This is a genomic window from Vibrio sp. Y29_XK_CS5, from assembly GCF_024181835.1.
Taxonomy (GTDB): Bacteria; Pseudomonadota; Gammaproteobacteria; order Enterobacterales; family Vibrionaceae; genus Vibrio; species Vibrio harveyi.
On record NZ_JAMZAM010000001.1, the window covers coordinates 770,017 to 792,381 of the forward strand.

22 protein-coding genes are annotated in these 22,365 nt (G+C 47.2%); 18 read left to right on the top strand and 4 right to left on the bottom strand.

The features are described 5' to 3' along the window. Positions 1-19: 19 nt before the first annotated feature. Together NL647_RS03405 and NL647_RS03410 are read right to left on the bottom strand one after the other, a co-directional pair. On the bottom strand, positions 20-1,189 hold the full coding sequence (locus NL647_RS03405; protein ID WP_253649635.1) for an isovaleryl-CoA dehydrogenase: 1,170 nt from the start codon (positions 1,187-1,189) through the stop codon (positions 20-22). Between the two features lie 381 nt (positions 1,190-1,570). Then, the gene (locus NL647_RS03410) at positions 1,571-1,954 is read right to left on the bottom strand and encodes a MerR family DNA-binding transcriptional regulator (protein WP_009704658.1); all 384 of its coding nucleotides are present in this window, start codon (positions 1,952-1,954) and stop codon (positions 1,571-1,573) included. 290 nt (positions 1,955-2,244) lie between these two features. On the opposite strand from NL647_RS03410, the gene NL647_RS03415 reads away from it, so the two are divergent. The 14 genes from NL647_RS03415 (at position 2,245) to NL647_RS03480 (ending at position 17,301) form a co-directional block, all read left to right on the top strand. Then, positions 2,245-3,456: a thiolase family protein gene (locus tag NL647_RS03415; RefSeq protein WP_253649636.1), complete on the top strand. Its 1,212-nt coding sequence runs from the start codon at positions 2,245-2,247 to the stop codon at positions 3,454-3,456. Positions 3,457-3,492: 36 nt separating this feature from the next. Further along, positions 3,493-4,986 carry a CoA-acylating methylmalonate-semialdehyde dehydrogenase gene (locus NL647_RS03420; protein WP_253649637.1) on the top strand — a complete coding sequence of 498 codons (1,494 nt, stop codon included), beginning with the start codon at positions 3,493-3,495 and terminating at the stop codon, positions 4,984-4,986. 17 nt (positions 4,987-5,003) lie between these two features. Then, on the top strand, positions 5,004-6,158 hold the full coding sequence (locus NL647_RS03425) for an acyl-CoA dehydrogenase family protein (protein WP_045418329.1): 1,155 nt from the start codon (positions 5,004-5,006) through the stop codon (positions 6,156-6,158). A gap of 69 nt (positions 6,159-6,227) precedes the next feature. After that, positions 6,228-7,016, top strand: coding sequence for an enoyl-CoA hydratase (locus NL647_RS03430; RefSeq protein ID WP_253649638.1), 789 nt, complete (start codon positions 6,228-6,230; stop codon positions 7,014-7,016). Between the two features lie 8 nt (positions 7,017-7,024). Beyond that, on the top strand, positions 7,025-8,149 hold the full coding sequence (locus NL647_RS03435; RefSeq protein ID WP_239967725.1) for an enoyl-CoA hydratase/isomerase family protein: 1,125 nt from the start codon (positions 7,025-7,027) through the stop codon (positions 8,147-8,149). Positions 8,150-8,160: 11 nt separating this feature from the next. Next, on the top strand, positions 8,161-9,066 hold the full coding sequence (mmsB, locus tag NL647_RS03440) for a 3-hydroxyisobutyrate dehydrogenase (protein ID WP_122069919.1): 906 nt from the start codon (positions 8,161-8,163) through the stop codon (positions 9,064-9,066). Between the two features lie 59 nt (positions 9,067-9,125). Beyond that, positions 9,126-9,884: an SDR family oxidoreductase gene (locus NL647_RS03445; protein ID WP_005443821.1), complete on the top strand. Its 759-nt coding sequence runs from the start codon at positions 9,126-9,128 to the stop codon at positions 9,882-9,884. A gap of 629 nt (positions 9,885-10,513) precedes the next feature. Continuing rightward, the gene (cyoA, locus tag NL647_RS03450; protein WP_253649639.1) at positions 10,514-11,395 is read left to right on the top strand and encodes a ubiquinol oxidase subunit II; all 882 of its coding nucleotides are present in this window, start codon (positions 10,514-10,516) and stop codon (positions 11,393-11,395) included. A 5-nt stretch (positions 11,396-11,400) separates the two neighbouring features. Continuing rightward, positions 11,401-13,437, top strand: a complete 2,037-nt coding sequence (cyoB, locus tag NL647_RS03455; protein ID WP_171370308.1) for a cytochrome o ubiquinol oxidase subunit I — start codon at positions 11,401-11,403, stop codon at positions 13,435-13,437. After that, positions 13,427-14,026 carry a cytochrome o ubiquinol oxidase subunit III gene (cyoC, locus tag NL647_RS03460; protein WP_005451611.1) on the top strand — a complete coding sequence of 200 codons (600 nt, stop codon included), beginning with the start codon at positions 13,427-13,429 and terminating at the stop codon, positions 14,024-14,026. The genes cyoB and cyoC overlap by 11 nt, the downstream gene beginning before the upstream one ends. Next, the gene (gene cyoD / locus NL647_RS03465) at positions 14,026-14,337 is read left to right on the top strand and encodes a cytochrome o ubiquinol oxidase subunit IV (RefSeq protein WP_005443825.1); all 312 of its coding nucleotides are present in this window, start codon (positions 14,026-14,028) and stop codon (positions 14,335-14,337) included. Before cyoC ends, cyoD begins: the two co-directional genes overlap by 1 nt. An 8-nt stretch (positions 14,338-14,345) precedes the next feature. Then, positions 14,346-15,218: a heme o synthase gene (gene cyoE / locus NL647_RS03470; RefSeq protein ID WP_253649640.1), complete on the top strand. Its 873-nt coding sequence runs from the start codon at positions 14,346-14,348 to the stop codon at positions 15,216-15,218. A gap of 264 nt (positions 15,219-15,482) precedes the next feature. After that, entirely contained in the window at positions 15,483-16,577 is a 1,095-nt protein-coding gene (locus tag NL647_RS03475; RefSeq protein ID WP_253649641.1) for an NADH:flavin oxidoreductase, read from the top strand. A 184-nt stretch (positions 16,578-16,761) separates the two neighbouring features. Further along, positions 16,762-17,301 carry a phosphatase PAP2 family protein gene (locus NL647_RS03480; RefSeq protein WP_009701640.1) on the top strand — a complete coding sequence of 180 codons (540 nt, stop codon included), beginning with the start codon at positions 16,762-16,764 and terminating at the stop codon, positions 17,299-17,301. A gap of 70 nt (positions 17,302-17,371) precedes the next feature. On the opposite strand, the gene NL647_RS03485 is transcribed toward NL647_RS03480, so the two are convergent. Continuing rightward, positions 17,372-18,736, bottom strand: coding sequence for an endonuclease/exonuclease/phosphatase family protein (locus NL647_RS03485; RefSeq protein ID WP_253649642.1), 1,365 nt, complete (start codon positions 18,734-18,736; stop codon positions 17,372-17,374). Positions 18,737-19,353: 617 nt separating this feature from the next. Between NL647_RS03485 and NL647_RS03490 the strand changes: the two genes are divergently transcribed. After that, a complete protein-coding gene (locus NL647_RS03490; RefSeq protein ID WP_005451619.1) occupies positions 19,354-19,668 on the top strand; it encodes a multidrug efflux SMR transporter in 315 nt (104 codons plus the stop codon). Between the two features lie 85 nt (positions 19,669-19,753). Here the strand turns inward: NL647_RS03490 and NL647_RS03495 are convergent, their stop codons facing one another. Further along, positions 19,754-20,653 carry a DMT family transporter gene (locus NL647_RS03495; RefSeq protein WP_253649643.1) on the bottom strand — a complete coding sequence of 300 codons (900 nt, stop codon included), beginning with the start codon at positions 20,651-20,653 and terminating at the stop codon, positions 19,754-19,756. 150 nt (positions 20,654-20,803) lie between these two features. On the opposite strand from NL647_RS03495, the gene NL647_RS03500 reads away from it, so the two are divergent. From NL647_RS03500 to NL647_RS03510, 3 genes are read left to right on the top strand one after another with little or no spacing between them, the layout of a single operon-like run. Next, positions 20,804-21,256 carry an NUDIX pyrophosphatase gene (locus NL647_RS03500; RefSeq protein ID WP_005451621.1) on the top strand — a complete coding sequence of 151 codons (453 nt, stop codon included), beginning with the start codon at positions 20,804-20,806 and terminating at the stop codon, positions 21,254-21,256. A gap of 13 nt (positions 21,257-21,269) precedes the next feature. Continuing rightward, the gene (locus NL647_RS03505) at positions 21,270-21,824 is read left to right on the top strand and encodes a GNAT family N-acetyltransferase (protein WP_005451622.1); all 555 of its coding nucleotides are present in this window, start codon (positions 21,270-21,272) and stop codon (positions 21,822-21,824) included. A gap of 3 nt (positions 21,825-21,827) precedes the next feature. Next, complete coding sequence (locus NL647_RS03510; protein WP_005451623.1) at positions 21,828-22,238, top strand: GNAT family N-acetyltransferase; 411 nt, start codon at positions 21,828-21,830, stop codon at positions 22,236-22,238. Positions 22,239-22,365 lie beyond the last annotated feature (127 nt).

A 22,365-nucleotide genomic window follows, 5' to 3' on the forward strand; every position in this document is an offset into this window, starting at 1 on the left:
TGACTTCCTTGTCGGTGGGTTAGCGAGACTCTTCGAACAGCTCTCGTCCAATTAACATGCGGCGAATTTCAGAAGTGCCAGCACCAATCTCATACAGCTTGGCGTCGCGGAGTAAACGCCCGGTCGCGTATTCGTTGATGTAGCCATTGCCGCCTAAAAGTTGAATAGCATCGAGCGACATTTGTGTGGCAAGTTCGGCGCTGTAAAGGATCACGCCAGCGGCATCTTTACGTGTACATTCACCTCGGTCACAGGCGGCTGCAACAGCATAAACATAAGCTTTGGCAGCGTTCATTCGTGAATACATGTCAGCGAGCTTTCCTTGCACTAGTTGGAATTCACCGATGGATTTGCCGAACTGTTTGCGGTCATGAACATACGGAACCACTTCGTCCATACAGGCTTGCATGATGCCAAGTGGACCGGCTGCTAATACCACGCGTTCGTAATCCAAGCCACTCATCAACACTTCGACACCGTGGTTTAGTTCTCCCAATACATTCTCTTTTGGTACGACGCAATCTTGGAACACTAATTCACAGGTGTTGGAGCCGCGCATACCAAGTTTGTCGAGCTTCTGCGCATGGCTAAAGCCTTCAAACTCCCGCTCAATAATGAAAGCGGTGATACCGCGAGAGCCGCCATTGGGGTCGGTTTTTGCGTAAACTACTAAGGTATCGGCATCAGGTCCGTTGGTGATCCACATTTTGTTGCCGTTCATTAAAAAGTGGTCGCCTTTATCTTCGGCTCGTAGCTGCATACTAACCACATCAGAACCTGAGTTCGGCTCGCTCATGGCTAGTGCGCCAACGTGAGAACCATCGATGAGTTTAGGTAGGTACTTTTCTCGTTGAGCAGGAGAGCCATTGCGAAAGATTTGGTTAACACAAAGGTTGGAATGTGCGCCGTAACTGAGCGCGACAGATGCCGAAGCTCGGCTGATCTCTTCCATCGCGACAACGTGAGCGAGATAACCCATGCCTGCACCGCCAAACTCTTCGTCGACGGTTACGCCAAGCAAGCCCATTTCGCCAAACTGGGACCACAGATGATTGGGGAATTGGTTATCGCGGTCGATGTCTGCGGCTATGGGAGCGATATGCTCGGTGGCAAACGCGTTGACGTGGTCTCGGAGCATATCGATGGTTTCACCAAGCCCAAAGTTGAGTGGGGTGTAGCTGCTTTTCATAACATTTCCCTGTTGCGAGTACTGCGGTTTTTAGGGTCTGTTGATCTTTCGCGGTTAAATTTTGTTCGAGATAAAATCGTTTTAGGGGAGGCAAGGAGTGTGTCGCCTAGTCATTCTAAGCAAATACTCCTTAACAAAGCATAAAACGATTTTAGCCGAACCCTTTGGGCAGCGTTTGTTGGTAATTTCTACTTCGTTTTCGACTTCTCATGTAGGCTAACTACACATCAAAGTCTCTGCCTAGTATCAATGCCCAACAATTCGCTGCAAAAATCAGCTCGAAAGGTCAACAGACCCTAGTACAAATAAGGTTCGAGTTACACTGCTTGGGCTTGGAAATTATGGTTGTTCTTGTTTGTTTTCGTCGTTACAAGTTTTTAGTTATTGGCTGTTAGTTTTATTGTCGCTTAGCGCTTGCTTGCATCGCTCTTTGGCGGTTTCTAGCTCGTTCATTACAACGCTAATATCATCCAGTTGCTGCTGTAAGTGCGCTTGTTTTTCATCAATGATGGTTAGCATTTTAAGCAGCTGACCATCGCTTTGTTGGGTATCGTAAAGCTCAAACAACTCTCGAATTTCCGCAAGCGAAAAACCCAATCGCTTTCCACGTAAAATCAGCTTGAGACGGATCTTATCCCTGCGTTGATATACGCGAATATTTCCTTTTCGTTCCGGCTCTATCAGCCCGACATCCTCATAAAAACGGATGCTTCGGGTCGTGATGTCGAACTCTTTGGCGAGGTCACTTATCTTGAATTTATCCACTCGGTTTTTCCCTCTAATGAATAGTTTTGGCTTCTTAAAATCCCTTCAAGCCTTGAACTAAACGGGCTAGCTAAAAGCATGAGAGTAAATTTGTGTTGTTATTAATGTGTTTCTTTACGTTAACGTAAATGTTAGTGCTATGCTTACGTAAACGTCAAGAAATCACAGTGCGAAAATTCATCGTTTTACGAGAGGCTGGAGTGACAACACATTCTGTGTGAAAGCTCCGTGGTAGCAGGTGTGAGGGATGAGTTCGTGAACTGTGAATTATCGTCAGAAGGGACGAGATCATGGGAAACGACATCTGGATAGTCAGTGCAAAGCGAACGCCAATTGGGCGCTTTCAAGGTCAGTTACAAGGTTATTCAGCGCCTCAATTAGGGGCATTTGCTATCAAAGCGGCAATGGATGCGAGCGGCGTTAACGAAGTCGACGAAGTCTATATGGGCTGCGTATTACCTGCGGGGTGCGGACAAGCACCAGCCAGACAAGCAGCACTAGGTGCAGATCTTCCGCTGACGACAGGCTGTACCACCATCAATAAAGTGTGTGGCTCTGGCATGAAAAGCGTCATGTTAGCTCACGACCTTATCAAAGCGGGCAGCATTCGCAGTGCTATCGCTGGTGGTATGGAAAGCATGACAAATGCGCCGTATCTGCTTAAAGAAGCGCGTAACGGCATGCGAATGGGTCACCAATCTACTCACGACCACATGTTTCTCGACGGTCTTCAAGATGCGTATGAAGGGCACTTGATGGGAGTCTATGCGCAGCAAACGGCTGACCGCTCTGAGTTTACTCGTGAACAAATGGATGAATGGGCAATCCTATCCGCGACAAGAGCATTGGAAGCGCAAGAGCAGCGTCTGTTTGACGACGAAATTTCGCCGGTAGAAATCACGACTCGTCATAGCACTTCAACATTGGATTACGACGAGCATCCACGCTCCATCAAGCTCGACAAGATTCCCCAACTCAAACCTGCGTTCGATAAGAACGGCTCGGTGACGGCTGCAAACTCAAGTGCGATATCCGATGGTGCTGCAGCCTTGGTGTTAATGGACTCGCAGGTGGCACAGCATCAAGGTTTAACGCCATTAGCAATCATCAAAGGGCACTCGACCCACGCCAGAAAGCCCGCCGAATTTACCCTCGCGCCCGTCTTTGCAATAGAGCAGTTGTTATCTCAACTCGATTGGTCAGTAGATGAGGTTGACCTTTGGGAGATCAATGAAGCCTTTGCTGTTGTCACGCAAATCGCGGTACGCCAATTAGGCATCGATAAAGACAAAGTAAACATCAAAGGCGGTGCGTGTGCGCTTGGGCATCCAATTGGCGCAAGTGGCGCTCGTATTTTAGTGACCCTCATTCATAGCCTACGCCAACTGCAATCGCTTGGTGTAGATGGCGACAACAACAATAAAAAAGTGATGCGAGGTATTGCATCACTGTGTATCGGTGGTGGTGAAGCCACTGCTATTGGTATCGAGATACCGCTTTAATTCCAATTACGACAAACGCTAACAAAGGACTAGATTATGACTCGCACGGTTCCCTTATTCATCGATGGTGAGTTTCGTGAATCTCAAGCAACGGATTGGGTAGAAGTGACAAACCCTGCCACCAATGACGTGATTGCGCGCTTGCCATGCGCAACGGATGAAGAGATGCACGCGGTAATTGAAAGTGCAAAAGCCACCTCTACCTGTTGGAAAGATGTCGCCGTGTCTGAGCGTGCGCGTTTAATGCTGCGCTACCAACATCTACTGAAAGAACATCATGATGAATTGGCGACGCTGCTGTCTCACGAAACAGGCAAGATCTTTGCGGATGCAAAAGGGGATGTGTGGCGTGGTATCGAAGTGGTTGAGCAAGCTGCCAATATCGCCAGCAACATGATGGGAGAAACCGTCGAGAACGTTGCGACCGATATCGACAGTTATTCGCTGATTCAACCGCTTGGGGTGTGCTGCGGTATTACGCCGTTTAATTTCCCTGCCATGATCCCTTTGTGGATGTTCCCAATCGCGATTGCGAGCGGTAATACCTTTGTCCTTAAGCCCTCTGAGCAAGTGCCTCTCACGTCAATTCGCTTGGCTGAGTTGTTCGAAGAAGCGGGTGCGCCAAAAGGTGTGCTGCAAATCGTGCATGGTCGTAAGGAGCAGGTCGACTTATTGCTGAAGCATTCCGATATCCAAGCCATTTCTTTTGTCGGTTCGGTACCTGTAGCGCAATACATTTACACCACAGGCACGCAGAACTTCAAACGTGTTCAAGCCTTTGCTGGCGCGAAAAACCACATGGTAGTGATGCCAGATGCGAACAAAAACCAAGTGGTGAACAACTTAGTTGGCTCTTCGGTTGGTGCGGCAGGGCAACGTTGTATGGCGATATCCGTTGCGGTGTTTGTAGGCAGTTCGAAAGAGTGGATTGCCGACCTAAAACAAGAAATGGCGAAAGTGCATCCGGGTGCTTGGGATGACGAGAATGCCGCGTATGGTCCTTTGATCAGCGCACAAGCAAAACAGCGTGTGCTTGGTTTGATTGAAGAAGGTAAACAACAGGGCGCGGTGTGTGAACTTGATGGTAGCCAATGCGAAGTCGAAGGCTTCCCTGAAGGTAACTGGGTCGGTCCAACTTTATTCAGTGGCGTCACCACAGAGATGTCGGTTTACACCCAAGAAATCTTCGGACCTGTTTTGGTGTGTATTGAGGTCGACACGTTACAAGAAGCGATAGATCTGGTGAATCGCAACCCATACGGAAATGGCACCTCTATCTTCACTGCAAATGGTGCGGCGGCGAGAAAGTATCAACATGAGATTCAAGTCGGTCAGGTAGGTGTAAACGTGCCGATTCCCGTGCCTTTGCCATTCTTCTCGTTTACTGGGTGGCGCGGCAGCTTCTACGGAGATTTGCACGCCTACGGCAAACAAGCGGTGCGCTTCTACACCGAGACCAAAACTGTGACGGCTCGTTGGTTTGATGACGATATCCCAACTGGTCCAAACCTGACTATTAACCTGCGCTAACGAAGTAAGGAGCTCATATGGATTTTGAACTCAACGAAGATCAACGTATGTTTGCCGACACGGCTCAGCAGTTTGCGGCAGAGCGTTTAGCGCCAATGGCAGCAGAGTGGGATGAGAAACAAATCTTCCCGAAAGACATTCTTCGAGAGGCAGGAGAACTCGGTTTCTTGAGCCTCTACACCCCAGAAGAGCAAGGTGGTTTGGGATTAAGCCGTTTGGATGCGTCTATCATTTTCGAGCAACTCTCCATGGGGTGCACATCGACTACCGCGTTTATGACCATTCATAACATGGTCACTTGGATGGTCGCGAGCTTTGCAACTGAAGAAGTGAAAGACGCGTTCTGCCCAAAACTTATTACGGGTGAGTTTCTCGGATCTTATTGTTTAACCGAGCCAAACGCAGGTTCGGACGCGGCGTCTCTAACGACTTCTGCGACTAAGCAAGGTGATAACTACATTCTCAACGGCGGCAAAACCTTTATTTCTGGCGCAGGCGATACCGACGTTTTAGTCGTGATGGCGAGAACCGGCGATGCGGGCGCGAAAGGTGTATCCGCGTTTGTTGTCCCCGCCGATGCAGACGGTATTAGCTACGGACGTAAAGAGCCGAAAATGGGCTGGAACAGTCAGCCGACACGGGCGGTGACTTTCGACAATGTTTCTATTCCAGTATCACATCTGCTCGGGGAAGAAGGACAAGGTTTTGTGTTCGCCATGAAAGGTTTGGATGGCGGACGCATCAACATTGCGACCTGTTCTGTCGGTACGGCTCAGCAAGCGTTGAATCAAGCGGCGCAGTACATGCAAGAACGTAAACAGTTCGGCAAATCATTAGCTCAATTCCAAGCATTGCAATTCAAACTGGCAGACATGGCAACTGAGCTTGTCGCTGCCCGCCAACTGGTGCGGTACGCCGCCAGCAAGTTAGACCGAGGTGACCCAGACGCCACGACTTATTGTGCCATGGCAAAACGCTTTGCAACCGATGTCGGCTTTCAAGTCTGTGACCAAGCGCTACAGCTTTACGGTGGCTATGGCTACATCAAAGAATACCCAATGGAGCGCTATTTCCGTGATGTTCGAGTGCACCAGATTTTGGAAGGCACCAACGAGATCATGCGGTTGATCATCGCGCGTCGATTGCTCGCAGAAGAGTCCGCATTGCTATAAGTGCAGCCGACAAGCTCTGCTTTTATTCATAAAGCTCAGGTCATTTTCATCAAGAAAGGATTCAGAGATATGCCACTAACAGAACAACAAGCGATTCAACATACCATCAGCAATCATGTTGCGGTGGTGACCATGAACAACCCGCCCGCTAATACATGGACGTCACAAAGCTTAACCGCATTGAAAGAGCTAGTGCTAGCGCTAAACGACAACAAAGACGTTTACGCTCTAGTGCTTACTGGGAATGGAGAGAAGTTTTTCTCTGCAGGGGCAGACCTCAAGTTGTTTGCCGATGGCGATAAAGCGGTGGCGTTAGAGATGGCGCGTATCTTTGGTGAAGCCTTTGAAACGCTGTCTGCATTTCGAGGGGTTTCTATCGCTGCCATCAACGGCTACGCCATGGGAGGTGGATTAGAAGTCGCATTGGCGTGTGATATTCGTGTGGTAGAAGAGCAAGCCGTGCTGGCACTGCCAGAGGCGAAAGTCGGATTACTGCCTTGTGCTGGTGGTACGCAAAACCTAACCGCATTGGTCGGTGAAGGTTGGGCGAAACGCATCATATTGTGCGGTGAACAAGTCGGTGCAGCACAAGCTCGAGAACTTGGACTAGCAGAAGAAGTGGTGGAAAAAGGTGGAGCGCTTAATAAAGCCATTGAGCTTGCAGAATCGGTTGCCAATCAATCGCCTCCTTCGGTAACCGCATGTAAAGCGCTTATCCAAAACATGCGCTCAGCGCCACTCAAACATGGTCTGATTAAAGAGCGAGAACTGTTTCTAAACTTATTCGATACCGAAGATCAAACCGAGGGGGTTCGTGCCTTCTTAGAGAAACGTAAACCCAACTGGAAGAATCAATAGGAGGTCGCATGACAGGGAAAGTAACCATTAGCGAAATAGATTGCTTAGACGGCGAGCACCGGATTGGTATCGCGACGTTAGACAACACGGCTTCTTTGAATGCGTTGACTTACGACATGTTGGCAGAGCTCAACGACCAACTTATCGAATGGCAAGATGACCCTGATTTGGTGTGTGTCATCCTCAACGGGGCGGGTGAAAAAGCGTTTTGTGCAGGGGGCGATGTACGAACCATGTACCACGTCATGCACGAAAAAAGCAAAGAGGAGACTGCCGAGTTCTGTTCTAACTACTTCTCGCTCGAATACGAATGTGATTACCTGATTCATACCTACCAAAAGCCAATCATTGGCTGGGGAGAGGGTATTGTGATGGGCGGTGGCATGGGCTTATTTATGGGCACCAGCCACAGAGTCGTCACGCCTAAATCTCGTCTCGCGATGCCAGAGATCAATATTGGGCTTTACCCAGACGTAGGTGGTACTTGGTTCTTAAGTCAAATCGACCCAGAGGTAGGTTTGTTCCTTGGTCTAACTGGCGCAATGGTGAATTCAAGTGACGCTGTCACTATAGGGTTGGCGGAATGGTTGCTGCTGGAAGAGCAATATCCGGCGTTGCTTGAAGAGCTGAAACAAGTCGACTGGGGCTCTGCCGATGCCAAATCGCTTGTCAGTGCGTTACTTCAGTTGATGGAAGATCAAGTCATCGACAGTAAGCCGACAACTCAGATTTGCCCTTATCTCGACCAAATTAAAGAAGCCTGCAAAGGCTATGACTTAAATCAGATTTCCCAACGTATTCAAGCAATGGAAGGCGAGACTCAATGGCTTGAGAACGCACAAAAATCGTTTGTTGCGGGCAGTCCAATCACCGCACATATCTGTTTTAGACAAGTCAAAGAGTACCACCGTTTGTCGTTGGCGGATTGTTTCCGTCTAGAGCTTACCTTGTCAGTTCGCAGCGCATTACTCGGTGAGTTTGAAGAGGGCGTGCGCTCTCGATTAGTTGATAAAGATGGCAATCCAAAATGGATGTTTAACAGCGTCAGTGAAGTCGATGAGAGCGTCATCGACACCTTGTTCACTTCTCTTTGGTCAGAAGAGGAACATCCACTTGCACAGCTAGGAAAATAAGGAGAAACAACATGAGTACCATTGCATTTATTGGCTTGGGCAACATGGGCAGTCCAATGGCACAAAACCTATTGGCGTCAGGGTTTCACGTGCAAGTGTTCGATGTGGATGTGAATGCGGCGAGGCAACTCGAACCGTTTGGCGCAGTGGTCGCCAGTACGCTAGAAGAAGCCGTAGATGGCGCAGGAACAATCATCACCATGCTACCAGCAGGTGCACACGTGCGCGCGGTGTATTTGGGGGATTTACACGGTGGTGTCGGTCTGCTCAACATTGTGCAGGACAACGCATTGCTGATTGACTGTTCGACCATCGATCCAGATTCTGCTCGCTTGGTGGCGAACGAAGCTCAGAACAAACGATTGTTGTTTGTCGATTCGCCCGTCTCTGGTGGTGTAGCAGGCGCAAAAGCAGCAACGCTGACCTTTATTGTTGGAGGCTCGGATGAAGCATTCTCCAAAGCCAATGCGATCTTGCAATACATGGGCAAGAACGTGTTCCACGCTGGTAAAGCGGGCGACGGTCAGATGGCAAAAATCTGTAATAACCTGATGTTGGGTATCTTGATGTCGGGAACCTGCGAGGCACTCAATCTCGGCATTGACCATGGTCTCGACCCGAAAGTCTTATCCAATATCATGCTGCAAAGCTCTGGTCGAAACTGGGCGTTGGAGCTCTATAACCCATGCCCAGGCGTGATGGACTCTGCGCCAGCGAGTAATCAATACAATCCCGGCTTTATGAGCAAGTTGATGCTCAAAGATCTCGGCTTAGGCTTGGATGCGGCGCTGCAAACCAACTCTTCTGTTCCGATGGGCTCTTTGGCTCGTAATCTTTATGCATTCCATAACGCAGCAGGTCATGCAGAACTCGATTTCTCTAGCTTGTTTGAATTCTATAAGAACCAGAAGGGCTAACGGAGATATTTCCTATCAGGCGTTTGAGCATGGAAGTTATCCAGTAATGGAGTACAGATATGGATTTAAAAAACAGTGTCATTGCAATCACAGGTGCGGGACAAGGACTAGGGCAGATGATGGCGGTCAGCCTCGCTCAAGCGGGCGCGGATTTAGCATTGCTTGACGTTAACGAAACGGGACTGCTGAATACCCAAGAACAATGCCGCATGCTCAGTGCCAAAGCATTGATCTATCGACTTGATGTCACCAATGAATCTGAAGTGGAGGATACCTTTAATGAGATTCTTCAAGACTTTGGGCAGCTAAATGGCTTAGTTAATAACGCTGGCGTCTTGCGAGATGGGTTATTAGTCAAAGCCAAAGACGGTGAGATCACCAAGATGTCGCTTGAGCAGTTCAACCTAGTGATGAACGTCAATGTCACGGGCACCTTCTTGTGTGGTCGAGAAGCGGCAGTCAAAATGATCGAGAGTGGCTCGAAGGGCGCCATCATTAACATCTCCAGCGTCGCAAGAGCGGGCAATATTGGGCAAACCAATTACTCTGCATCGAAAGCTGCCGTCGCAACCATGGCAACAACATGGGCAAGAGAACTCGCCAGATATGGCATTCGCTCTGCGGCTATTGCGCCCGGTGTCGTCAAAACGGCAATGGCAGATCAAATGAAACCAGAAGCCATAGACCGGCTGCAAAAGATGATACCCGTCGGTAGGATGGGGGAGACGAGTGAGATTGCCCATGCTGTGAAATACATTCTTGAAAACGACTACTTCACAGGGCGAGTGCTCGAAGTGGATGGCGGAATGAGAATGTAGCATTGAGCCATTTGTTTCTAACAGCGAGCGCTAGTTAAGTAGCGCTCGTTTCTTTTTAGTGAGTTCATTCGATTAACAATTGAACCAAATATCACTCATAAAAAGCACTTGGTATTAATCTGGTAGATTGGATTGCCTAAATAATCATTTACTGCGGAAATGCCATGTAAATAGTATGTGAATTCATAACTATGATACTGATCACGCTTTCCTTAATTCGCACTTTCTAATGTAGCTCACACTCTCGCGCCGAATACGCAACTGATTACTCTTCTCGTTTGGGTTGCTTAAGTTGCTGTATAGAAAAGAATATATGCTGTAGTACGTCAATCTTGTGCACCTGCTTTGCTATTCCTTTATCAATATTAGCTTTCATAAATGGAACGTTAGTTTCCATCTGTGGCTAATGAGCTTTCCTTTTTCCCTCCGCATAATGCGCTCGAATGTAACAATGTATTTCAAAGTGTAACAATAAACTCACGTTGTGAGTGTGGTTTTAACCATCAAGCAACTTGATACCTCCCACCAAGAAGTCCATTGCTGCACAAGCTCAACACAAAAATATTCTAATGACCAAGACAACCAATCGCAGGGCTTGCTCTGTTGTTGGCTAACCATCGAGAAAGTTAATGGAAGCTTCAAGATACAAACGCATCTTAGCGAGGATAAGTTTGGCAGGAACCATTCTTATGCTTTCAGGGTGTAACTCTGCTCTACTTGACCCGAAAGGTAGTATTGGCGTTCAGGAAAAAGAACTGATCATTACAGCGCTTTTACTGATGCTGATTGTCGTGATCCCCGTGATTTTAATGACAATCTATTTTGCTTACCGCTACCGAGAGTCGAACACTGGCGAGGAATACGCTCCAGAGTGGGCGCACTCGACCAAGATCGAAGTGGTGGTGTGGACGATTCCAATCATCATCATCGCGATTTTGGCAACCATCACTTGGCGTTCTACTCACGAGTTAGAGCCGTCTAAGCCCATCGTAAGTGACGTCAAACCCATCACCATTGAGGTGGTCTCACTCGACTGGAAATGGCTGTTCATCTACCCCGAAGAGAACATTGCGACAGTGAACTACGTGGCGTTTCCGAAAGATGTTCCGGTTCAGTTCAAACTGACCTCAGACAACATCATGAACGCGTTCTTTATCCCTCGTCTCGGAACTCAGATTTACGCGATGCCAGGTATGGTGACCAAGTTGAATCTGATTGCGAACCACACAGGGGATTATAAAGGCTTTGCTTCTAACTACAGCGGTAAGGGCTTCTCGCAGATGAAATTTACCGCAGCAGCAATGGAAGATCGCACTGCATTCCTGAATTGGGTACAGCAAGTGAAAGCCAGCCCTGACCGAATCGAAGACTGGGAGCAATTCCGTGCGCTTGCATCACCAACGGTGGCGGAGCCTGTGAAGATGTTCTCTAGTATTCCACCATTTTTGTTCACCGACGTCGTGACCCAGCATCCGGGTTCAATGAACTGTTTGCCGGAAAATCTAGGATAATCGCAATGTTTGGAAGATTAACACTTGAATCAATCCCTTATCACGAGCCGATTATTGTCGTCACTCTTGCGGTGATCGCGATCGTTGGTTTGGCTGTCGTTGCGGCGATAACCAAAGCGGGTAAGTGGCAATACTTATGGAATGAATGGTTTACTTCGGTAGACCACAAAAAACTAGGCTTTATGTACATCGCCGTGGCAATGGTGATGTTGATTCGTGGCTTTGCTGATGCGGTCATGATGCGTAGCCAACAATTGCTTTCTGCAGCAGGCGAGAGCGGTTATTTACCACCACATCACTACGATCAAATCTTTACTGCCCATGGCGTAATCATGATTTTCTTCGTGGCGATGCCGTTGGTGATTGGTTTGATGAACATCATCGTACCGCTGCAAATTGGTGCGCGTGATGTGGCATTCCCTTACCTAAACAACCTGAGTTTCTGGCTGTTTGTTGTGGGCGTGATCCTCACCAATATGTCACTTGGCTTAGGTGAGTTTGGTCGTACTGGTTGGTTGGCGTATCCGCCGCTTTCTGGTATTGAGGCAAGCCCCGGAGTTGGGGTGGATTATTGGATATGGGCGCTGCAAATATCCGGTGTCGGCACCACGCTGACCGGCGTGAACTTCTTTGCAACTATTTTGCGCATGCGTACGCCGTCTATGCCAATGATGAAGATGCCAGTGTTCACGTGGGCTTCCCTGTGTGCCAACATCCTAATTATCATTTCATTCCCAATCCTAACCGTAACCATCGCGCTACTAACGTTGGATCGCTACATCGGTACGCACTTCTTCACCAATGATCTCGGCGGCAACGTAATGATGTACGTCAACCTGATTTGGGCATGGGGTCACCCAGAAGTATACATCCTGATCTTGCCTATTTTTGGGGTGTTCTCAGAGGTAACGGCAACCTTCTCACGCAAGAAGCTATTTGGTTACACCTCGCTAGTATGGGCGACCATTGTAATTACGATTTTGGCGTTCGTCGTTTGGCTGCATCACTTCTTCACCATGGGCTCAGGTGCAAATGTGAATGCATTCTTCGGCATCGCCACCATGATTATCTCTATCCCGACCGGGGTGAAGATCTTCAACTGGCTATTCACCATGTACAAAGGGCGTATCCGCTTTACCACGCCGATGATGTGGACAGTTGGCTTCCTGATTACCTTCTCTGTAGGTGGTATGACGGGCGTACTAATGGCGGTTCCGGGCGCGGACTTTGTTCTGCACAACTCCGTGTTCCTGATTGCGCACTTCCATAACGTAATCATTGGTGGTGTGGTATTCGGTTGTTTCGCGGCGATCACTTACTGGTTCCCGAAAGCGACAGGTTTCACCATGAACGAAACATGGGGCAAACGTGCATTCATTTGCTGGATTGTTGGTTTCCTAATGGCGTTCCTACCGCTTTATGCGCTGGGCTTTATGGGCATGACGCGTCGTCTAAGCCAAGATCTTAACCCAGAGTACTTCCCACTGTTAGCAGTTGCTGCAGCGGGTACGGCAGTGATTGCGCTTGGCGTGGTTTGTCAGTTCATCCAAATCTACGTGAGTGTTCGTGACCGCGAGCAAAACCGCGACCTAACGGGTGATCCATGGGGCGGTCGTACCTTTGAGTGGGCGACGTCTTCACCACCGCCGTTCTACAACTTTGCACACCTACCAAAAGGCGATGAGCTAGACGCGTTCTGGTACCAAAAGCAGAGTGGCGAATTCGATCCAACCAAAGAAGTGGAATACGAACGCATTCACATGCCGAAGAACACACCAACAGGTATTTATGTTTCTGCATGGGCGTTGGTGTTTGGCTTCGCGATGATCTGGTACATCTGGTGGCTGGCAGCAGCAAGCTTTGTTGGCATCATCGTGACGTGTATCCAACACAGCTACAACGACGACGTGGATTACTACGTTGAAGTAGAAGAAATCAAAGCGATTGAAGCGGAGCGTCGAGCTCAACTTGAAGAAGCGAAGAAAAACGAAGTGAAAGACAACGATAAGAAAGACGATCTGGAGGTGACTTATGCAAGCTAATGTTGCGGTTCACGACCACGATCATCACCATGATTCTGCAGGTATTAAGCTGTTTGGTTTCTGGATTTACCTAATGAGTGACTGTGTATTGTTTGCGACCTTGTTCGCGACTTACGCAGTACTAGAAAGCGGTTCTATTGCGGGTCCAACCGGTAAAGACATTTTCGAACTGCCGTTCGTGTTTGTAGAAACCATGTTGCTGCTGTTCAGTAGTATCACGTTTGGCTTCGGCATGATTGCGATGAAGCGCAAAGACGTTGCAGGGTTAAAGCGTTGGTTAAAAGTGACCTTCTTACTTGGTGCCGGCTTTATCGGGATGGAAGTGTATGAGTTCCATCACCTGATTGTTGAAGGCTATGGTCCACAAGAAAGTGCATTTCTATCTGCGTTCTTCACTTTGGTCGGAACACACGGTCTGCACGTAACCTTTGGTTTGATCTGGCTAGCCGTTTGCTACCACCAACTATCAACCAAGGGCTTGAACGATAACATGTCGATGCGATTCCAGTGCTTGAGCTTGTTCTGGCACTTCCTCGATATCGTTTGGATTTGTGTATTCACCATCGTTTACTTATTGGGGGTTATGTAATGGAACAACATCTAGATACAGGTGCCTCTGATTACGTAAAAGGCTTTATTGCGTCTCTGATCCTGACCGTGATTCCTTTCTATTGTGTGTGGGCGCAAGTGCTGCCAGATACCGCGACTTATGCCGTGTTATTTGGTTGTGCGATTGTGCAGATCTTCGTGCACTTTAAGTACTTCTTGCACATGGAAGTGAAAACGTCAGAAGGGCAGTGGAACGTGGTGTCACTGATGTTTACCGCCATTGTTGTGTTGATTCTGATCGCTGGATCGATCTGGATCATCTACAACATGAACGTCAACATGAAGTTGTAGGCTAGGGTATGCTGAAAAGTTATTTGTCTATTACTAAACCGGGCATCATTTTCGGCAACCTGATTTCTGTTGCGGCGGGGTTCTTCCTCGCCGCAAAATCAGAACCCGCTAACTTTCTGTTGTTGCTAACAACGTTAGTTGGCGTCGGGCTTGTGATTGCATCAGGATGCGTGGTGAACAACATCTTCGACCGCGATATCGACCAAAAAATGCAGCGCACGCAAAACCGTGAATTGGTGATGGGAAACATCAACATCGACGCGGCGTTTGTTTACGCTTTGGTATTGCTGCTTAACGGCACAGCGTTACTGTTCCAACTGGTGAATCCGCTCTCGGCTGTGGTTGTACTCTTGGGTTACGTGTTTTACGTTTTCTTCTACACCATGTGGTACAAGCGAAACTCGGTCTACGGCACCTTAGTCGGCAGCATTTCTGGCGCGGTTCCTCCGTTGGTGGGCTACCTTGCGGTGACGAACTACATCAGCTTAGAAGCGATTTTACTCTTCATTATGTTTTGTCTTTGGCAGATGCCTCACTCTTACGCGATTGCTATGTTCCGTATGCAAGATTATCGCGATGCAGGCATTCCTGTTCTTCCCGTTAAAGAGGGGATTGCTAAAGCGCATCAGCATATGAAAGCGTACGTGGTTGCTTTTGGTGTGGTTGCTATTGGGTTGTTTATGCTGGGTGAAGCCGGCTACGAATATTTAGCGGTCTCGGCGGCGGTGTGCTTTATGTGGACGCGGGTGACATTCCAAAAAGTGAATTACAACAACTATATCCAATGGTCCAAAGTGGTGTTTAAGGTGTCGTTATTGGTCGTGATGAGCATCAGTGGCGTGCTTGGTTTAGAGTTAATTCCATTGCCGTTTATTCATTAGAGGAAAGTAAATCTGAGTTAACGATTGATGACATCAGTAGTTGTGATGAGAACAAAACCAATGAATGCGGAATCGGTGATCTATCTCACCAAACCTTAATCCAGATTAAAGTTTTGCCGCAGTTTCGGCGGTAAGGTTCGCGTCGCTCATCGCACTGAACAGAAATTCAGAGAAGGAACAGCCATGCTTTGTGTATCGCTGTTCCTTTTTCGTTCCTGCTCGGTAGTGATGCATCTAAAAAGACAGATTTTAAGAGGACTGGACTTGAGCATTTTGTTTTCAGAAGCCCGCATTGGCAACATGACACTAAAGAACCGCTTTGTACGTAGTGCAACGTGGGAAAATATGGCGACAGAAGACGGTCACATGACCGAGAAGCTGTACGACATTTATGAAGAACTTGCCAAAGGTGAAGTGGGTCTGATCGTTACTGGCTACGCAAACATCGTAGAAGAAGAGAAGCCGAACGCAGGCATGATGGGGATCTACAACGACTCTTTCATCGATGAATACAAAAAGCTGACTGACCTTGTCCATGAGCATGACGCTAAGATCGTCATGCAGATCGCTTACGGCGGTACAAAAACGACATTTAACGTGGGTGAACGTGTAATTTTTGCTCCAAGTGAAGTGCCAGAGCGTGGCACCAAAACTGAAGGCAAAGCGATGACTCAAGATGAGATCGACTACATCGTTAAAGCATTCGCATTAGCAAGTAAGCGTGCGCAAGACTCTGGCTTTGATGGTGTAGAAATCCACGCGGCGCACACGTACTTGATCAACCAGTTCTTAAGCCCATATTACAACCGTCGCGAAGACCAGTACGGCGGCAGCCTTGAGAACCGCATGCGTTTCCTTATGGAGATCTATGCCGAAACACGCAAGCTAGTTGGTGATGATTTCCCGATTCTGGTGAAACTGACAGCCACAGAATTCTTCGATGGCGGTTTGACGTTCGATGAAACGCGCATTGTTTGTAAGAAGCTAGAAGAAGTGGGCGTGGATGCGATCATTGTATCGGGTAACATTCATGGCAACGCAAGCACCATGGTAGGTGAATCGTTCGACGGTTACACGCTACAAGAAGAGGGCTACTTCCACGAGTACGGACAAGTGATCAGTCAAGATGTGAACGTGCCTGTGATTACCGTAGGTGGCTTAAACGACTTCTGTGCGATCGAAGATTTGGCTGAAAACACCAAGATCCAATTCTTCGCGCTTTCTCGTCCGTTATTAGCAGAGCCACAATTGATCAAGCGCTGGAAAGAAGGTAACCGCGCCGAAGTGGACTGCGAACGTTGCTCTAAGTGTCGCACCAAGCGTGGCAACTTCTGCGTGGTTTACAAGCGCAGAAAGTAAAACATCCGAAACGGGCAGTTTGTGTGTAACTGCCCGTTTTATGTCTCAGGTTGTTCCCTTCAGTCCAGTCATTGATTCTCCTTTCACAAACAATTCACGCTTTAATTGTTACAGTTTGCAGTCGAACAATCGCGAGAGCTGTGATAGTTTTCGCTCGCACTTTTAAATCTAATTGGTTGTATTAATGAAGAAAATTGTACGTTTGGTTGGCGTAGTCTCAACTCTTTGTGCCCAATCTACTTATGCCATGAGTGAGAAAGATTGGGACGTGTTGACCGATATTGGCGCGTATGGCTTGGTCGCAACGGCGGCGGCTGTTCCGGTATACAAAGGGGACTGGGACGGCTTTTGGCAAGCTGGCTTTAGTATTGGTGCTGCGTCTGGTGTTGGCTTAATTGGTAAAACCACCATTGATGCTGAGCGTCCAGATAAAAGTGGCAACGACAGTTTTCCTTCTAACCATACGGCTAATGCTTTTGCTTCGGCTACTACTCTTTATTTGCGTTATGGTTGGGAAGCAGGTTTACCTGCATACGGTGTTGCCACATTAGTCGGCTATGGCAGAGTAGAGGCGAAGAAACACTATTGGCGAGATGTGTTAGCTGGTGCTGCATTGGGCACATTGAGTGCTTACGTGTTTACAGATGCTTATGATGAGAATGTTCAACTCGTGCCTTGGGTGACAAGTGAAGATGTCGGTGTTTCAGTTACTTACCGCTGGTAATTTGAGACTCGATAAAAAAGCCTCGGCATAAACCGAGGCTTTGTGTTACTAAATTCTAGAACGTTCGTGATTAGAACTGAGCTTTAATCCAGATCATGCGGTGGTCAGAAGAAACATCCTTACCGCTCCCTTTCTCACCAATGCGAGGATCGTTAAATAGCTTACGACCTTCTTCATAAGATGCAGCCCAGTAAACGCCAGAATCCACAACGTTTAGGTTTGCTGATGGCATAGCGTAGTCAACACCTAGACCAAATGTTGAAGTAATGCGATTTGGAATTGGGTGAGTAGAACTGCCGTCCGCTGCGTGTTCTGCTGCGCCAAAGCTTGTTGGGTAAAGCTCGCCATTCATCACGTCTTGGTTAACTAATGGATCATTGTGGAATGCTTGCATGATCTCACTAAAGCCATCACCATCCAATGGATCAAGGTTTTGGTCGCCCATCATGACGAACTTCGCACCTTCTGCCAGACCGCCTTTCTTACCAGCATCATCGTAGAAGTAGTCTTTACCCTGTACGTAATGATGCCAGAACTCAACCTCTGCACCGTTTTGTACTTTGTTTTTACCTGTATCAAACACTGGTGGGGTCGGGTGTGACATAAGCAGGTGAACAACTTCATCGCCTTTTTCTGTTGGGATGATAATTGGTGCGTCTACGTGGTTTTTAGAAGACAGACGAATTTGCTCCCACTCTTCAGCAGTGTACCAATCGTCACCACAGTCCATGCCTTCAGGGAATTTGCTTGGGTCATCACATAGCGTGATGGTAGGGATCTTAGCGCCTTCCATATCTTTCCATTTAAACTCTTGGAAAGTACGTGTGTTGTCTGTGTCGATTTTGTATTTAGACATTAAAGCGAACGCGTATTGACCGTGGTAGTTACCAAAGCCCCAAGCGTCACCAGGTAGTTTGCCTTTTACGCCATCGTTATCTAAGTCTAAGCCACTATTTAAGCCAGTATTTGTCGAGTAAGACTCCGCGTACGGGTACTCGATAGGCTCTAGATCAGCTTTACCGCCTGCACCTTCAAGGCTTTGTGCGATAGAAAGGTAGTTTTTCTGGAAGCCCTCTAGCGCGGTTTTGTTTTCGCCAGTGCCATCGTTGTTGTATTCCGCCATCATCAGAACATCAGGACGGTTCTTCTGGATGATTGCTGCTACGTTACGGATCTGAATGACTTTCTCAGCCATTGCTTTGTCTTCCGCAGCAATTGATTTATCAAGGTACGCAGTAACGAGCTGAGTTTGTTTTGCTGGTTCAACTTGCATTTCTGCAACAAGAGCTTTGAAAGTATAGCGATCAAAAGAGAGGTTATAAGTGGCGATCTTTACTTCTTTAGGTTGAACATTCACATATTCAGTATCGTCATTGCATCCGGTAAGTAGGGCCGCACCAATGAGGAGAGCAAGAGGTGTTTTTATATATTTCATGGGTATGTCATACCTTATAATTGGATTCGCGCAAATACTAAAGTTATCAGTAGCTTTTGTAAGCGACATGAATCACACAAACGATTGCGAAGTTGCATTCTTGTTCCGGTTTTGTGTGATTTGTGCAATAAATGCATCACTTTCAACAGCAGAAGTTTATATACAAACTGTTAAATAAAGGTGTTTATACCCAAGTGACTTCAAGATGCAGGATTCAGAGCGTTGTCATTGATTCGAGCTCAAGGAAAACAACGCAGTGTAATAGTTAGCTCTTTCCAAGTTGTTTAACGCAGCAATCGGGTCAATGACACGCTCCCAAAGGGCGAGCTGTCTTGGCTTGTATACTTTGTTGACGATTCTTGATTTAGAATGACTAGATCTTTAAATCGCCGCCGCGTCTACAAACCAAGTCATTCTCGCTGAACCCAACATCTCGAGGTTACTTGGGTATATTAAATGAACTTATTTTTCCTATTAATCGGTTCGACGTTTGCGTGAAGTCACTTCAATGTTGTTGGTAAGCGCTTTTTATTTATAATGTGGATTCACAAGAAGTGAGGACGACCTCACCGCTCTTATCACTATCGGGGACGACCCCAATCATTTGGAATCTCTCAATGGCTTGGGCAATTCTATTTCTCGCGGGGCTATGCGAAGTGGCATGGGCAGTCGGTCTTAAATACTCGGAAGGCTTTAGTAAGCTTGCGCCGTCTGCCTTTACGGTCGGGTTTATGGTGTTAAGCTTTTGGTTACTTGGTATTGCACTTAGAACATTACCTCTAGGCATTGCCTACGGTGTTTGGGTCGGAATAGGGGCTATAGGAACTGCGATTGCCAGCATCTATTTATTTAATGAACCAGCCACGTTAATCAAGCTCATCAGCTTGCTGCTCATTGTTGCCGGTATTGCTGGCTTAAAGTTCGCCGCTTAATCTAGTTGAGCTGTCAAAAGAAAAGCCAGAGTCTTGATCTGGCTTTTGTTGTTTGAAACCAAGGGATTCCTTTATAAAGAGCTTATTATCGCTTCATAAATGGCAGTTTTAGGTGCTGTCCAAAGACATTAATCAAAGCGCCAGTCACGATGAGAGCTCCCCCTAGATATGTCCATGCCGCAGGCAGTTCTCCAAAGAAGACGATACCTAACACAACAGAAAAAATGATCTGTACATATGAGTAAGCCGATGCTTTACCAGCTTCTTGTGTTTGCATTGCCTTCGTTAACCCCAGTTGTCCTATCTGAGTAAACACACCAACCAAAACAAGCATCATTGTTAGATACAAATCCGGCATGACGAATTGATCGCCAATCAAAAGAATCGATGCAGGCAGCGCCACTAATGGGAAATAAAAGATGATGACAGAGCTGTCTTCTGTCTGGCTTAGCTTACGTACGATTACATACGCAATAGAGCTGCCAAATGCGCCTAAGATAGCAATCATCACACTGAACATTGGTAAGGCATGTTCGGCGTCTGGACCAGTTTCTGGTTGCACCATGACGTAGACCCCAAGTAAACAAAGGGCGATACAAATAAACGTCGAGAACTGGATACGTTCTTTAAGGAAGAAAACGGCGAGTAAGGCAGTAAAAACAGGGTGGATATACTGAAAAATGGTCGCTTCAGCCAGTGGCAAAGTCGTAACGGAATAGTACACGCACATCAGAGCCATGCTTCCAACGGCACCGCGAGCAAAGAGCAAGGGCTTATTATTACCCCAAACGGATATACCTTTACGTTTTACATCGAGATAGCTGATCACTAACGAAACCAGCGCCCTAGCGGCTACGATTTCAAATACGGGAATGCCGTGTAAGCTGACGTGCTTGACCGTGGCAGACATCAGTGCAAAACCAAACGCGGACAGCACCATAAAGCGCACGCCAATGGGAATCATTGAGTTGAGTGAGTTAGGCATCTTACTGCTCGTTTATTGCGGGAGATCGCACTTTAGCACACTAAACTCACAAAAAGATCAGTGCGCTGGGATAAAGCCCGCGTTTCTTTTTGAACCGAGGTAGACTGTCTTGCTCAGAGTAAAAAACAATAATTTCTAAAGGAAAAGTGGATGATTCCTATTCAAGCAACGCATGTGTCCGGTGTGGTGATTTCTGAATTCGACGGCATAAAGAAAATGCTATTACTAGAACGAGTAAAAGGCGGTTACTGGTGTCATGTCGCTGGTGGTGTCGAAGAGGGGGAAACTGGCTGGCAAACGATCGTACGAGAGCTTAAGGAAGAAACACAGATTGAAGATGTAGAGCTTCATACTGCAGATTTTCTCGAACAGTTTTATGAAGCGCACAAGAATCGAATCATGGTTATTCCTTGTTTTGTATTATTCTGCAAACCAAATCAAACAGTAACGCTTAATCATGAACACACCGACTACCGTTGGTGCACGTTAGAAGAGGCAAAACAGCTCGTACCATTTGCCAATCAACATCACCTGTACGAGCATGTATGGAAACACTATGTTGAAAGCGAACTGACGCCATTCACTTTGATCAAGCAAAGTTAACTACGGAATCACTATGTACCAAGGCTATGAACAACATCAGGCGCTACAAATTACTGAGCGTATTTCCATTGAGCCTTTGCTGACTAAACATGCTTCTACCTTGCTCTCTGTGGTTAATGAGAGTCGGGAGAGTTTATCTCAATATCTGCCTTGGACAGACTGGGTCACTAACCGTAGAGAAGCGGTGGCGTATATTTCTCAACGGATTAATTCCAATGCTCTCGATGCTTATTGGTTTGCGATAAACCTAAATCAAGAGTTTGTCGGTGTGCTTGGTATCAAAGGCATCGAAACACAAAGCAAAGCAACCGAGATTGGATATTGGTTGGCTGAGAAAGGTCGGGGTCATCAAATAATTGATTTGGTCTTGATGAGTTTGGTGCCACTGATTCGAGAAAGAGGCAATGCCAAAGTGATCCAATTTCATTGCATGGAAGACAACATACCAAGCATCAAAATTGCAGAGCGCGCTGGTGCGACGCTAAAGGAATACATTGATCATGATTTTGAGATGCTCGACGCCAGTCAGCGTTTGGGCATTTATGAATTGCATTTGAGAGAGTCGTAACGCATGAACATCAGTATAGATAAAATCACTTGGCAAGATGCGATGCCAATTCGCCATCAAGTACTTTGGGCAAATAAACCCATCGAACATTGCAAAGTAGAGGGCGACGAGGAAGCGGAGCATTTTGGCGCATTCGTCGACAGCGTATTGGTGGGGGTGGCGTCGATATACCGAGATGACAATCAAGCTCGATTGCGCAAGTTTGCTATCTTGCCTGAGTATCAAGGGTTGGGTATTGGTTCGTCTATGATTCGATATGTGTTAGAAAGTCTTAAGTTCTCACCTGTTGAATATTTCTGGTGCGATGCGAGAGAATCCGCACTGGCTTTTTACGAAAAATTTGGGATGAACGTTGAAGGCGAACGCTTCTACAAATCTGACGTCTCTTACTACAAGATGAAACTTGCGCTTTAACCGAAACAAATCTGAGTTTGAACTCTAACTTCCTTATTGTGTTAATAGTCAGGATGTTGCCCTTATGTTAACTTTAAATCATACATAAGTGCGACATTGCCCTAGATTGGGTGCACAAGGAGAAAAT

Excerpts from the sequence above, each read along its gene's own strand:
- NL647_RS03405 (WP_253649635.1), bottom strand. The coding sequence starts at position 1,189 with ATGAAAAGCAGCTACACCCCACTCAACTTTGGGCTTGGTGAAACCATC.
- NL647_RS03415 (WP_253649636.1), top strand. The coding sequence starts at position 2,245 with ATGGGAAACGACATCTGGATAGTCAGTGCAAAGCGAACGCCAATTGGG.
- NL647_RS03420 (WP_253649637.1), top strand. The coding sequence starts at position 3,493 with ATGACTCGCACGGTTCCCTTATTCATCGATGGTGAGTTTCGTGAATCT.
- NL647_RS03425 (WP_045418329.1), top strand. The coding sequence starts at position 5,004 with ATGGATTTTGAACTCAACGAAGATCAACGTATGTTTGCCGACACGGCT.
- NL647_RS03430 (WP_253649638.1), top strand. The coding sequence starts at position 6,228 with ATGCCACTAACAGAACAACAAGCGATTCAACATACCATCAGCAATCAT.
- NL647_RS03435 (WP_239967725.1), top strand. The coding sequence starts at position 7,025 with ATGACAGGGAAAGTAACCATTAGCGAAATAGATTGCTTAGACGGCGAG.
- mmsB (WP_122069919.1), top strand. The coding sequence starts at position 8,161 with ATGAGTACCATTGCATTTATTGGCTTGGGCAACATGGGCAGTCCAATG.
- NL647_RS03445 (WP_005443821.1), top strand. The coding sequence starts at position 9,126 with ATGGATTTAAAAAACAGTGTCATTGCAATCACAGGTGCGGGACAAGGA.
- cyoA (WP_253649639.1), top strand. The coding sequence starts at position 10,514 with ATGGAAGCTTCAAGATACAAACGCATCTTAGCGAGGATAAGTTTGGCA.
- cyoB (WP_171370308.1), top strand. The coding sequence starts at position 11,401 with ATGTTTGGAAGATTAACACTTGAATCAATCCCTTATCACGAGCCGATT.
- cyoC (WP_005451611.1), top strand. The coding sequence starts at position 13,427 with ATGCAAGCTAATGTTGCGGTTCACGACCACGATCATCACCATGATTCT.
- cyoD (WP_005443825.1), top strand. The coding sequence starts at position 14,026 with ATGGAACAACATCTAGATACAGGTGCCTCTGATTACGTAAAAGGCTTT.
- cyoE (WP_253649640.1), top strand. The coding sequence starts at position 14,346 with ATGCTGAAAAGTTATTTGTCTATTACTAAACCGGGCATCATTTTCGGC.
- NL647_RS03480 (WP_009701640.1), top strand. The coding sequence starts at position 16,762 with ATGAAGAAAATTGTACGTTTGGTTGGCGTAGTCTCAACTCTTTGTGCC.
- NL647_RS03485 (WP_253649642.1), bottom strand. The coding sequence starts at position 18,736 with ATGAAATATATAAAAACACCTCTTGCTCTCCTCATTGGTGCGGCCCTA.
- NL647_RS03490 (WP_005451619.1), top strand. The coding sequence starts at position 19,354 with ATGGCTTGGGCAATTCTATTTCTCGCGGGGCTATGCGAAGTGGCATGG.
- NL647_RS03495 (WP_253649643.1), bottom strand. The coding sequence starts at position 20,653 with ATGCCTAACTCACTCAACTCAATGATTCCCATTGGCGTGCGCTTTATG.
- NL647_RS03500 (WP_005451621.1), top strand. The coding sequence starts at position 20,804 with ATGATTCCTATTCAAGCAACGCATGTGTCCGGTGTGGTGATTTCTGAA.
- NL647_RS03505 (WP_005451622.1), top strand. The coding sequence starts at position 21,270 with ATGTACCAAGGCTATGAACAACATCAGGCGCTACAAATTACTGAGCGT.
- NL647_RS03510 (WP_005451623.1), top strand. The coding sequence starts at position 21,828 with ATGAACATCAGTATAGATAAAATCACTTGGCAAGATGCGATGCCAATT.